Raw genomic sequence first — 12,017 nt, 5'->3', positions numbered from 1 at the left:
TCAATAGAATGCTTAACTCAATTATTAGCCCCATTGTTTAACTAAGGACTGATCAATTTTTAAATGATCCAAAATCCTAGCGACAATAAAATCAATCATATCTTCAATAGTTTTTGGGTTATGATAAAAGCCAGGAGAGGCCGGCATTATCACTGCTCCTGCTTGTGTTAATGTCAGCATGTTTTGTAAGTGAATCGCATGTAATGGGGTTTCTCGATGAACAATAATTAATTGGCGGCGTTCTTTTAAAAAAACATCAGCTGCACGTTCAATTAAATTTTCGCACATACCATTTGCAATCGCAGCTAATGTACCTGAACTTGCAGGACAAATTACCATTTTGTTACTTTTAGAGCTCCCTGAAGCAATAGGGGCGGTCCATTGTTCTTGTGAAAAAACTTGAATTTGTCCTGGTCGAGCTTGGTATTTTTGTGTTAATAATTCTTGAATTTTTTTGGGTTGATTTGGTAATTTTAATTCTGTTTCCGTTGCAATGACAATTAAAGCGGCCTTTGAAAATAGTAAATAAACATCCTGATTTTGTAAAATTAAACATTCAATTAAACGAAGTCCATATTGCGCTCCAGAAGCACCTGTTAAAGCTATTGTGATTGGGGTTGTCATATTAGGCTCATATTGTGAAATAAATGGGTGGAAATCCAAAAGTCGTAAATGGACACTTTTTGTCATATTGTACTTATTATTTTTAGTTTTGTTTGATTTTCATTAAAAAACATATTTTTTTAAGTCATATATTTGACAGGAGAAGGAATGCGGTCTTTACTTAAGTGTAGAAAAAATTGGTCAAAAAGCTGACTAAAAATTGAACTTTGGCTCGATCTATGCAAAAGTACGATCTGACCTGAAAATTCTAAAAAAGTATAGAAATTCAATCAATGTTCAGAATATTGCTAATTATAATTGATATATTATTACTAAGGGAGTGACACATCGTATGTGGCGAGAAATTAAAGTTTTGATCATAGATGATGACGAGACAAGACGACATGATTTAAAAGTGATTTTAGATTTTTTAGGTGAAGAAGCCGTGTCGTTAAAAAGTCAGAATTGGTTAGAGAAGAGCAAGGAGTATTTTCAAAGCAGTGATGAAATCGTTACGATCATGTTAGGTGAAACTCAAAATAGTAGCATTGAGATGGTTAAAGAAATCATCCAATGGGATAATGGACTGCCTATTGTATTTTTAGGTCAAAACCAAGATGAAACTCAATTTGAAGAAGATTATAAAAGACGAATAATTGGTCGCATTGCATTTCCTCCTAGCTATAATAAATTATTAGACACCCTTCATCGTGCTCAAGTTTATCGTGAACAATATGATTTAACACGTGGACGAGACAGTCGTCGTGAACCACAATTATTTCGTTCATTAGTGGGAAGTTCCCGTGCAGTCCAAAATGTACGAGAAATGATGGCCCAAGTAGCCGATAAAGATGTCACTGTTTTAATCCAAGGTGAGTCGGGTACTGGTAAAGAAGTGGTTGCACGTAATCTGCACTATAATTCTCCTCGAAGAAATAAACCGTTTGTTCCAATTAATTGTGGGGCGATCCCAGCGGAGCTACTAGAAAGTGAATTGTTTGGCCATGAAAAAGGCTCTTTTACAGGGGCTGTATCTTCCCGTGCTGGACGGTTTGAGTTAGCTGAAGGCGGGACATTGTTTTTAGATGAAATCGGCGATATGCCACTTAATATGCAAGTTAAACTTTTACGTGTATTGCAAGAACATACTTATGAGCGTGTAGGTGGCAATCGAACAATGAAAACGGATGTTAGAATTGTTGCTGCAACGCATCGTAATTTAGAATCAATGATTGAAAAAAATCTTTTTCGTGAAGATTTATATTACCGATTGAATGTTTTCCCAATTGAAATGCCTGCATTACGTGAGCGTTATGAAGATATTCCAATTTTATTAAATGAATTGATTTCTCGATTAGAAAATGAAAAACGTGGATCCATTCGATTTAATTCTGCAGCAATTATGTCCATTGCACGACATGATTGGCCAGGAAACATTCGAGAAATGGCAAACCTGGTTGAACGACTTGCAATCTTACATCCTTTCGGAGTGATTGGTGTTCAAGAATTACCTAAAAAATACCGACATATTGATGATCATGATGAACAAAACATCAAAGATAATTTACCTCAATTTGAACCCGGTGAAGTTAATTCTCAGCGTGGTGTGACATCCATTGAAGCAAGTTTAGATCAACAAGCACTGTTGCCTGTAAATGGTCTGGATTTAAAAGAATATTTAACGAATCTAGAGTGTAATCTTATTAAACAAGCCTTAGATGATGCAAACGGTGTTGTGGCTAGAGCGGCTGAGAAATTACATATTCGACGTACTACATTAGTAGAAAAAATGCGCAAATATCAATTAAATAGAAAAGAAGTAGTGGGTTTATAAATATAATTAAAAATTCAAATTATAATTAAGGAACCTCTGATAAAAAAAAGCGGCACTAGCCGCTTTTTTTTAATTTAAAAATCGTATTTACTGAATTCATTCTAAAAAATAATCAGGAAGGCTGACAATTTAAATTAAGTATTTATTGATCCATTTCAATTGTAGCGTCTTCTTCCATTAAATATACGCCCTCCACGTGATGTTCTGAATTATCAGTGGTTTGTAAATTAAATCCACCAACATAAGTATCCCCAGGATCTGCAAAAATACCTCCCATTTCACCACTAGCATCATGTTGAGTGCCATCATCAAAAGTTGCAGCCCCCCAGACATTACTCATTTGTACTGTAGCATTATTAACTTGTCCTTCGTATTGAACATTCCAGTTTTGGGATAAGCCCACTTCAACGTTTAAATTTCCAGTTAATTTTGCATTGCTAAAGTCAACTTGCATGCTGCCTGATATTTGAGTCACATCACCAGCATCAGAAGAACCTAAAAAATCACCTGTGCTGTTAAATGTTTTTTGTCCAACTAATTGACCCGCTTTAGCAGGCGAAGCATCAATAAAATATAAGCGATCACTAAATGACTGAGGTTGTTCTTCTGAATCTAAACTTGGGGTTAATGTAGCCTGATTTTCTTCGCTAAGATTCCAATATCCCCAACTAATATTATTACGGCCACCTATGTTTGATTCTCGTTCCAATGTAACAGAACTGCCCCCATTTAATACAAACTCAGGATCCAAGAACTCACCGTTTAAAACGTCGGTAGATTCGTTTTCATAAGTTATAAATGTAATTGTCCCGTCGGGATTTTCTAAAACATAGCCAAAATGCATAGATTGCCCATCGTTGGATTGTGCAATCGCGCTGGGTTGATTTTCTGTGATCCCACCTAGTGCTGCAGTTAATTGGTTGGATGATTCATCATTGCCTTGAATATTTGTAATTTGAATGTTGCTGTTTTCAGATGTGCTCATAGCAATAAATTCAATTCCAGTTTCTGATTGTCTAACTATTATCTTGGCGTCAGCAGGTAAGTCTTCATTAATATCATTGATTAAATCATTAACACTAACATGAGATTTATCAAGTTTAATTGGGTAAGTAAATTCAACACCGTTTAACTTAACTGAAATATTAAATGAAACATTATTATCAAAATTCAAAGTGGAAAAAGTTGAATTACTAATGCCTAAATCATTTGAAAAATTAATAGCAGAGGTCGTGTCAATACTAAAAGAGGAATCTGAAGAATCTGAAGCTTGAATAACTAGGTGACCTGCATCATTTATCAATACATGCATTGAGCCTATACCAAAATAACTATCCATTTGTGATTGCATGCTATCTATAAGGCTGTTTTCACTATTTGAATTTAAATCAATCATGGCATACATATCCATATAATGAATCGAAATGGATTCTGTTGCATAACTGCCATTTTCAACTTCGATAATTTTCCAAGGATTTTCACTAATAAATGTGGCCGGTTTAATGCCATGTCCAAAGTTTTGTAAATGCAATTCAACGTTAGATTGTAAAACTGGTGCGTAAATTGGTTTTCTTAGATCCTCTGCAAAAAATACCATTCCAATATTTGGATTATTTTTAATTTGTTCAATTTGATTGCCAGTTAATCTGGTATTGCCAGCAGTTTCTGTTTTGATTGGCTCTTTTATTAATTGTTCAATTGTCGTAGTTTCAATAGTTGTGATACTTTCAATTATTGGTAAGTTTAATGGTATGGGAGAGGATATATCTGCTTCAGATTGTACCGTTGTATTTTTTGTGTTTGCATTTTCTGTTATAGGTTGAGTAACATCAGTAACATCAGTAACATCAGTAACATCAGTAACATCAGTTTCATCGTTTTGATTGCCTTCTTCATTTGTTTGATTATTTGATTGCTCAGATTGTCCTTCGTCAGAATTTTTATTGTCATCCTTTGTCTCATCTTCTTGATCCTGGCCGCTTGGTTTAGAATCGGTTTCAGACTCATCTGATTCTGATTCTGATTCTGATTCTGATTCTTCTGAATTAGTTTTTTCCTCAGTCTCTTCAGATTCTTCTTCTACCATTTCCACTTTTTGATTTAAAGATTCAGGAGGGGTTAATGATCCTTTCGGAGAAGCATTTTTCTTTACAGTTCCAAAACTGAAGCCAGTGTCTCCACCTAAATCAATTTTACCGCTATCATTTGCAACACTGATTCCTCCACTCCATACACCAAGAGCTAATTCGCCACCATCTGCTAAAACTGCTTCATAGTCAGTACCACGAATCCCAATACTGGCTGCTGGTGTTTTCACTTCATAACCATCTGCCGACGCTTTGCCAAAATTACCAGTGATGGTTCGAAACCCACCTGATAATAATTCCATTAATACTTTTTCTTCTTGTTGATCTTGTTTGGAGTGATATTCTTCAATAATAATTTCGCTGTTTTCACGAAGAGCTAACATAGCTTTGTCGATAAAACGAATTTGCAGGGTGGACTTTCCAGCGGTGATGATTCGATCGCCTTCAAAAATTTTATCACGACGTCTTAAATCTATTTGATCTGTTTCATTTCTCACTACAAATGCATCGCCGCTCGCTTTGATTATGATACCAATGTGTTCTGCTTGAGCGATGGCAGTGCTGGAAAAGAGGCTACTTACTAACAAAGTAACATAAAGGAAATATTTCATGCGAGACCTCTAAAATGTTAAATTCATACCGACAGAAAAATCGAATTTAGTTAATTTATAAATTTCAATATTACTAAACTGTTTCATTGCATTGAGTTTAGCAAAATATTGGGATTTCTCACTTTTGTGGAAACTGAGTTGATTGCTAAATACAACTTGTGCGTCTGCGCGAGTTGCAGCACTGGTTGAATCATCAGGGTCTAAAAATATAGGGTCAGAATCTTTAAATGATTTTCCCATTACACTTAATAACGCAGTGTTTTTAAATTTTGTTGAGAGTGTGCTATTTAAAATATACGAGATGTTTAGTGCGTTAAAGGCGTTGTGCGCGAGGGTTTGTTCTTTTAATGATAAGCTCATGATTGTGAATGAAGCTGTATTTTGATGTTTTGGATTTGCATAAGTCAGGGTGGAATTAATGCTAAAATTTGTGTTGGCAATTTCACTATTACTGTCAGTATTGATTGAAAAATTACTCGATCCATTAAAGAATAATTTTTGTGTAATTTTGTACGGAGCAGCAATTCCCAAGATTAAACCCGCCCCTGAAAAATCATGATTGCTATTATTTAAGCTTATTTGCGTAAAAGGTGAAAAAGTATAGGCATTAATTGTTTTTGTGTACGTAAGTGCACCAGATAACGTGACTTGATTACTTAGTCCTTCGCTATCGTTACCCTGTTTGATACTTAAGCTAGTATTGGCTTTTAAGGTACTGGTTGCATCTAAAGGTTTAATTACGCCAATAGTTCCAACAATATTAATAAATGCGTCAGAGCGTTGTTTAGTGACTTCGGTTAAACCTATTATATTATTGGTCGCTGTGAGTATGTGATCATCAGGCGCACTATTCACATTATTAGTCGCACCCATTAAAAATGATGCCGATTTAAAGTAGGTCGTAGCTCGTTGGTTCAAAATACTGTCTATGGCTTGTTTATATTGGTTTATTTTTACTGCCACATTCTCAGGGGGATTTTGACTTAATACAAAATCAAAATGATTGTTCGCTTGAGTGAGGTGATTGTTAAAAAACAGCGCTCTGCCCATTTCTAGGTGCACTCTCAGCTCGTTAGGTTTATCAACGATTACACGGTTTAGAGCAAAAACCGCGAGTTCATATTCTTTGTTTTCAATGGCCGCTCTTGCGTATAAGAAATCGAAAACTTCTAAGCCTTCGTATTGGTCTTGTAATTGAATGGCAATTTCCCATGCTTTGGCAAATTGTTGTTTTTGTAACGCTGATTCTAAAGAAAGTAAATGCGCAGGATTAATTTCATCTGAATTTGCTGCGGCATTTGACGTCATTATGCCTATAAAGGATATATAAATGATAAAACGTTGTAATAGAACAAAAAACCACTTCATATAAAGAAAGCCCAAACATTGTTAGTAAACGTAATGTTGATTATTTGGGTGAAGGTAACTATAAAATGAAATTCACCCACACTTAGATTAAGAGTAACCTAGGATTGGCTAAGTGCCACTTTGAACGTGAATATTTTAAAAAATGAGGATGAAACGAGCTGAGTTAACATTTGTTAGCGCGTTTAAATGGGATAGGGGTTAAAAGTCTCGACTGTCCAAGTCTGTATTATTATAAGGGGCTTGGTGGTCTTTATTTGTTTTGATTTCAACGAATATTTCTTGGTAGGCGGCAAAGCTGCTGACTTTTAATAACATAAAAAATAAGAAAACCCCGAAAAAATTCAATATAAAAAACAAACATAAAAGAATGACGGATAGGATAAGTCCATATGTGATAAATGAAATTGAATTTTTCAATAATCCTATGAAATTAAGTTTAATAGCATCCATGATATTTATATTTTTATGGATGCTTATAATGCCTGGGGTGAAAAACATCATTGCTTCAATAATGCATAGACCAATTACAAAAATTGCAAATGAGCTTATTAACTTAGATGTGATTTCTGGGTATTTAGTTTGAATCTCATTAAAATAAAGACTTAATGTTTCATAGGAAAAGTCTTCAATGACTTTGTTTTCCATAGCAATGATTTTAACAAATTCTGAAATGGAACTTTGAAAGGGTATTGAGAATAAGATATTTAAACTTAAAAAAAGTGTAGAGATCACCATTAACGGTTTAATAGTTTGAGGGTTAAAAGTTAAGAAATCACTAAAAGTTAATGATTGGGTTTTCTGTTTTTTTAAACAGGCATTAAACATAGCGGCACAATAAAATGTATAAATTATTGACGATAGAATAATACCTAAAAATGGAACAAAAACAGAGCATAAAAACATGAGTATTGGGGTGATTAATGTTACTAAGTAAAACTGTAACAGATTACCTTTAATCAGTTTGAACGTCTCAAGAAACCAAGTAAAGCTAGCTGAAGGCGATGTGCTTATGGGTGTTTGTCTTAACTTTAAGTCAGGTAACATCATGATTTACCTTGGCATAAACTGAAAAACATCGGCTAGCATCATTTTAGAATCTAACCCTTTTGCTATTAATAAATCTTTAAGGGGGTATACAAAATCTGGCGACGCACAGGCTATGACAGCTGTATCTGAAATGTCATCAGTTAAATGTTGTAAGCATAAATTGGTCAGTTGTTGGTGTTTTAGACTGTCATCTTCAATTTTACTCATTACCACATTGACTTTTTGATGCCAGGATTGAATTAAATCCAGTTCAAAAAATTCATTACTTGCCCAAATAAAAGTCACATTGATATTTTGATTGTTCAGAATAATATCCTGGCAAATGGCTCGCATTTGACTGAATCCTGACCCTGAAGCAACTAACATTAAGTTTTTAATTGGTTGTTCAAAATTATGTATGTGGCATTCACCTTGTGGTGTTTTGCTTTCTATATATCCATTAGTCAAGCAGTGCGATTCAATCAAAATAGCTGTTTTACTTTCAATTAATAAAATTAATCGTTGTTCACATGGAGAGCTTGCAATGGTGAAATACAAATTTTCTTGGCCTGCAATAATTAATTCTAAATATTGACCTGCATGAAAAGCTACAGAATGATCGTAATCAAATTCGAATTGTCTTATGTGTTCATTCACATTGTGAGTGTGTTTTAAAACCAGTTTAATCATTGTGTTTTCCGAAAATATTTAACTCATCCCAAATGGAATCAACTTTTTGTTTAATGTCATCACTCATTTCAATGGGGATTCCCCATTCTCGAGTGGTTTCGCCTTCCCATTTATTGGTGGCGTCCCATCCGACTTTTGAGCCTAAACCAGACACTGGCGAGGCAAAATCTAAATAATCTATGGGTGTGTTTTCAATCATGACTGTGTCACGAATCGGGTCCATACGTGTGGTCATGGCCCAAATTACATCTTCCCAATTTCTTGCATCGATGTCGTCATCGCATACTACAACAAATTTAGTATACATAAATTGGCGTAAAAATGACCAAACTCCCATCATGATGCGTTTAGCATGACCTGGATATTGTTTTTTAATCGTCACTACTGCAAAGCGATATGAACAACCTTCAGGTGGTAAATAAAAGTCGACGATTTCAGGGTACTGTTTTTGTAATAAAGGAATAAACACTTCATTCAGCGCCACACCAAGAATAGCAGGTTCATCAGGTGGACGTCCTGTATAGGTGCTGTGGTAAATAGGTTTTTTACGATGTGTGATCTTCTCCACAGTAAATACGGGGAAGTTGTCCACTTCATTGTAATAACCGGTGTGATCTCCAAACGGACCTTCAGGTGCCATTTCGTCAGGATAAATAAACCCTTCTAAAACAAACTCAGCACTGGCAGGTACTTGTAATTCATTGGTCACACATTTGGCTAATTCTGTGCGTTTACCGCGTAATAAACCCGCAAAGGCGTATTCAGACAGACTGTCAGGTATAGGTGTCACAGCCCCTAATATGGTGGCGGGATCTGCACCAAGTGCGACCGTTACAGGAAAAGGTTTACCCGGAAATTCTTTTTGGAATTGTTTGAAATCAATCGCGCCGCCTCGATGAGATAACCAGCGCATGATTAATTTATTTTTACCGACTAATTGCTGGCGATAAATACCTAGATTTTGTCTATCTTGAAATGGGCCTTTAGTAATCACTAGCGGCCATGTAACAAGAGGGGCGGCATCATCGGGCCAACAAGTTTGAATCGGTAATTTGGTTAAGTCCACTTCATCTAAAATGACTTCCTGACAAGCCGGTTTTTTCACCATTTTAGGTGCCAAATTGATGACTTGCTTAAAGATCGGCATTTTATCCCAAGCGTCTTTTAACCCTTTTGGTGGGGTTGGCTCTTTTAAAAATGCCAGCGTTTCACCTATACCACGAAGCTGAGAAATATCATCAGCACCCATGCCCATAGCCACACGTTTGGTTGTGCCAAAAAGGTTGGCAAGCACAGGAATGTCACTGCCTTTTGGATTTTCAAATAAAAGTGCAGGGCCTTTTGCTCGTAACGTTCGATCGGCTATTTCAGTCATTTCTAAATAGGGATCCACTTCTTGAGTGATACGTACTAACTCGCCTTTTTGTTCTAGTTGCTCGATAAAATCGCGCAGATCTTTATAAACCATAATGAGGACTAAAGTGCTTTAAATGAGATGGTAGAAGGTATGCGAGTTTGATTGGTTTCTTCAAGTTTTTGAAGATAACTGTCCCACATTTGTGTTTGATTTTGAGCGCATTGATACAAATATTCCCAACTGAAAATACCTGAATCGTGACCGTCACTAAAACTGATCTTAATGCCGTAATTTCCAGAAGGCTCAACTTGTGAAATTAATACGTCTTTTTTACCGACTTGTAAGGTTTCTTGTCCTACACCATGACCGCGAACTTCTGCGGATGGTGAATGCACACGAAGAAATTCAAAAGACAAATAAGCAGGCGCTTGATCTTTATAGATCAAGGCCATTTGTTTTTGTTGTTTTTGAATTTTTACATCACTTGGGGTCATAGAATAAATCGACTTAAATCTTGGTTTTTAGCAAGCTCGCCCAGTTGATCATCAACGTATTTAGCATCGATGTTAATGATTTGACCTGACAATTCAGACGCTTCAAAGGAGATGGACTCAAGTAAACGCTCAAGTAATGTATGTAAGCGACGAGCGCCGATGTTTTCTGTGTTTTCATTCACATCAAAGGCTAATTTAGCAATACGTTCGATGCCTTCTTTAGAGAAGTTAATGTCTAAGCCTTCTGATTTTAATAACGCAATATACTGCTGAGTTAATGAGTAATCAGGCTCAGTTAAAATACGTTCAAAATCATTTGGCGATAATGCTTCTAATTCAACACGAATTGGCAAGCGACCTTGTAGCTCAGGAATCAAATCTGAAGGTTTCGCGTAATGGAATGCACCCGATGCAATAAACAAGATGTGATCGGTTTTGATCATGCCAAATTTAGTATTAACGGTACAACCTTCAATTAAGGGCAGTAAATCACGCTGAACCCCTTCACGAGAGACTTCGCCGCCACTGCCGCTTGATTTTGCAACCTTATCGATTTCATCAATAAATACAATGCCGTTTTGTTCAGCAGTTCTGATAGCCGTTTCTTTGATTTCTTCTTCATTTAATAGTTTTGACGCTTCTTCTTCTTGTAATAATTTTAAAGCTTCTTTAATTTTTACTTTACGTTTCTGTTTTTTCTTATTGCCCATTTGACTGAACATACCTTGAAGTTGATTCGTCATGTCTTCCATGCCAGGAGGTCCCATGATTTCAACACCCACTGATGGGGCGGCGAGGTCTAATTCAATTTCTTTATCGTCTAATTCACCTTCACGTAGTTTCTTTCTGAAAATTTGTCGTGTTGTTGAGTCTGTTTTTTCTTCGTTTTCTTCATCTCGTGCTGGAGGTAATAAAATATCTAAAATACGATCTTCGGCGGCATCGTGTGCAAGAGGAGTGACTTTGTTTTTTTCAATTTCACGTTGCATTTTAATGCTGGTTTCTACCAAGTCACGAATAATGGATTCAACATCACGACCCACATAACCCACTTCAGTAAATTTAGTGGCTTCTACTTTAACAAACGGTGCGTTGGATAATTTTGCTAATCGACGTGCGATTTCGGTTTTACCGACACCTGTTGGGCCTATCATTAAAATGTTTTTAGGGGTGACTTCTTCACGCATGGCTTCATCTAATTGCATGCGTCTCCAGCGGTTACGTAATGCAATGGCAACGGCTCGTTTTGCTTTATGTTGACCAATGATGTGTTTGTCTAATTCGTTTGATATTTCTCTAGGGGTCATATGGCTCATAATTATTTGCTCTCTAATACTTCGATAATTTGGTTGTGGTTAGTGAACACACAAATATCAGCGGCTAATGTTAGGCTTTTTTCAACGATTTCTTTTGCAGATAAATCCGTGTTATCTAACAATGCACGTGCCGCAGCAGTTGCATAATTGCCCCCTGAACCAATAGCGATTACGCCATGTTCGGGCTCTACCACATCACCATTACCAGAAATAATTAAAGATGCTTCTTCGTTTGCCACAATCAACATCGCTTCTAATTTACGTAATGCACGATCACTGCGCCATTCTTTTGCAAGCTCAACCGCAGAGCGTGTTAATTGACCGCCATGTTGTTGTAAGTAGCTTTCAAATTTTTCAAAAAGGGTAAACGCATCTGCGGTTGAGCCTGCAAATCCTGCAATAACTTGGTCATTAAACAAACGTCTTACTTTGCGAGCGTTGCCTTTCATGACTGTATTACCAAGTGAAACTTGGCCGTCACCGCCTATTACTATTTGGCCGTTTTTACGTGCTGATACTATCGTAGTCAATTTGATGTCCTGTTTTTATAAAAGATAATTTTAAAAATTAAATTTAGTATGAGGGCAAGTTAGGGGGTTTCAAGTAAAAAAGATGAATACATGGTTGATTA

Annotated in this window: 10 protein-coding genes; 1 reads left to right on the top strand and 9 read right to left on the bottom strand. The window is 36.1% G+C overall.

From position 1 onward, the window contains the following. Positions 1 to 24: 24 nt before the first annotated feature. Entirely contained in the window at positions 25 to 624 is a 600-nt protein-coding gene (locus TYM08_RS12925) for a flavin prenyltransferase UbiX (RefSeq protein ID WP_422379562.1), read from the bottom strand. Positions 625 to 955: 331 nt separating this feature from the next. On the opposite strand from TYM08_RS12925, the gene TYM08_RS12920 reads away from it, so the two are divergent. Continuing rightward, on the top strand, positions 956 to 2,437 hold the full coding sequence (locus TYM08_RS12920; RefSeq protein WP_422379561.1) for a sigma-54-dependent transcriptional regulator: 1,482 nt from the start codon (positions 956 to 958) through the stop codon (positions 2,435 to 2,437). Positions 2,438 to 2,579: 142 nt separating this feature from the next. On the opposite strand, the gene TYM08_RS12915 is transcribed toward TYM08_RS12920, so the two are convergent. The 8 genes from TYM08_RS12915 to hslV all read right to left on the bottom strand — a co-directional run bounded on the left by TYM08_RS12915 (position 2,580) and on the right by hslV (position 11,916). Next, complete coding sequence (locus TYM08_RS12915) at positions 2,580 to 5,135, bottom strand: FecR domain-containing protein (protein WP_422379560.1); 2,556 nt, start codon at positions 5,133 to 5,135, stop codon at positions 2,580 to 2,582. 9 nt (positions 5,136 to 5,144) lie between these two features. Continuing rightward, on the bottom strand, positions 5,145 to 6,503 hold the full coding sequence (locus TYM08_RS12910; protein WP_422379559.1) for a tetratricopeptide repeat protein: 1,359 nt from the start codon (positions 6,501 to 6,503) through the stop codon (positions 5,145 to 5,147). Positions 6,504 to 6,701: 198 nt separating this feature from the next. After that, positions 6,702 to 7,550 (bottom strand): hypothetical protein, encoded by an 849-nt coding sequence (locus TYM08_RS12905; RefSeq protein WP_422379558.1) that lies wholly within the window; start codon positions 7,548 to 7,550, stop codon positions 6,702 to 6,704. A 3-nt stretch (positions 7,551 to 7,553) separates the two neighbouring features. Then, a complete protein-coding gene (locus tag TYM08_RS12900; protein WP_422379557.1) occupies positions 7,554 to 8,219 on the bottom strand; it encodes a hypothetical protein in 666 nt (221 codons plus the stop codon). Beyond that, a complete protein-coding gene (ubiD, locus tag TYM08_RS12895) occupies positions 8,212 to 9,687 on the bottom strand; it encodes a 4-hydroxy-3-polyprenylbenzoate decarboxylase (RefSeq protein ID WP_422379556.1) in 1,476 nt (491 codons plus the stop codon). The genes TYM08_RS12900 and ubiD overlap by 8 nt, the downstream gene beginning before the upstream one ends. 8 nt (positions 9,688 to 9,695) lie before the next feature. Next, positions 9,696 to 10,070 (bottom strand): gamma-butyrobetaine hydroxylase-like domain-containing protein, encoded by a 375-nt coding sequence (locus TYM08_RS12890; RefSeq protein ID WP_422379555.1) that lies wholly within the window; start codon positions 10,068 to 10,070, stop codon positions 9,696 to 9,698. Further along, positions 10,067 to 11,386 (bottom strand): ATP-dependent protease ATPase subunit HslU, encoded by a 1,320-nt coding sequence (hslU, locus tag TYM08_RS12885; protein WP_422379554.1) that lies wholly within the window; start codon positions 11,384 to 11,386, stop codon positions 10,067 to 10,069. The genes TYM08_RS12890 and hslU overlap by 4 nt, the downstream gene beginning before the upstream one ends. 2 nt (positions 11,387 to 11,388) lie before the next feature. Further along, positions 11,389 to 11,916 carry an ATP-dependent protease subunit HslV gene (hslV, locus tag TYM08_RS12880; RefSeq protein WP_422379553.1) on the bottom strand — a complete coding sequence of 176 codons (528 nt, stop codon included), beginning with the start codon at positions 11,914 to 11,916 and terminating at the stop codon, positions 11,389 to 11,391. Between the last annotated feature and the right edge of the window lie 101 nt (positions 11,917 to 12,017).

This window comes from Marinicellulosiphila megalodicopiae (assembly GCF_045862395.1).
Classification (GTDB): domain Bacteria; phylum Pseudomonadota; class Gammaproteobacteria; order Pseudomonadales; family Natronospirillaceae; genus Marinicellulosiphila; species Marinicellulosiphila megalodicopiae.
The sequence above is the reverse complement of the archived record's forward strand: the minus strand, read 5'-3'. Positions and strand labels throughout refer to the sequence as shown.

What these genes read in the sequence shown, in the direction of transcription:
- TYM08_RS12910 (WP_422379559.1), bottom strand. Translation starts at nt 6,503, where the DNA reads ATGAAGTGGTTTTTTGTTCTATTACAACGTTTTATCATTTATATATCC.
- TYM08_RS12920 (WP_422379561.1), top strand. Translation starts at nt 956, where the DNA reads ATGTGGCGAGAAATTAAAGTTTTGATCATAGATGATGACGAGACAAGA.
- TYM08_RS12915 (WP_422379560.1), bottom strand. Translation starts at nt 5,135, where the DNA reads ATGAAATATTTCCTTTATGTTACTTTGTTAGTAAGTAGCCTCTTTTCC.
- hslU (WP_422379554.1), bottom strand. Translation starts at nt 11,386, where the DNA reads ATGAGCCATATGACCCCTAGAGAAATATCAAACGAATTAGACAAACAC.
- ubiD (WP_422379556.1), bottom strand. Translation starts at nt 9,687, where the DNA reads ATGGTTTATAAAGATCTGCGCGATTTTATCGAGCAACTAGAACAAAAA.
- TYM08_RS12925 (WP_422379562.1), bottom strand. Translation starts at nt 624, where the DNA reads ATGACAACCCCAATCACAATAGCTTTAACAGGTGCTTCTGGAGCGCAA.
- TYM08_RS12900 (WP_422379557.1), bottom strand. Translation starts at nt 8,219, where the DNA reads ATGATTAAACTGGTTTTAAAACACACTCACAATGTGAATGAACACATA.
- TYM08_RS12905 (WP_422379558.1), bottom strand. Translation starts at nt 7,550, where the DNA reads ATGATGTTACCTGACTTAAAGTTAAGACAAACACCCATAAGCACATCG.
- TYM08_RS12890 (WP_422379555.1), bottom strand. Translation starts at nt 10,070, where the DNA reads ATGACCCCAAGTGATGTAAAAATTCAAAAACAACAAAAACAAATGGCC.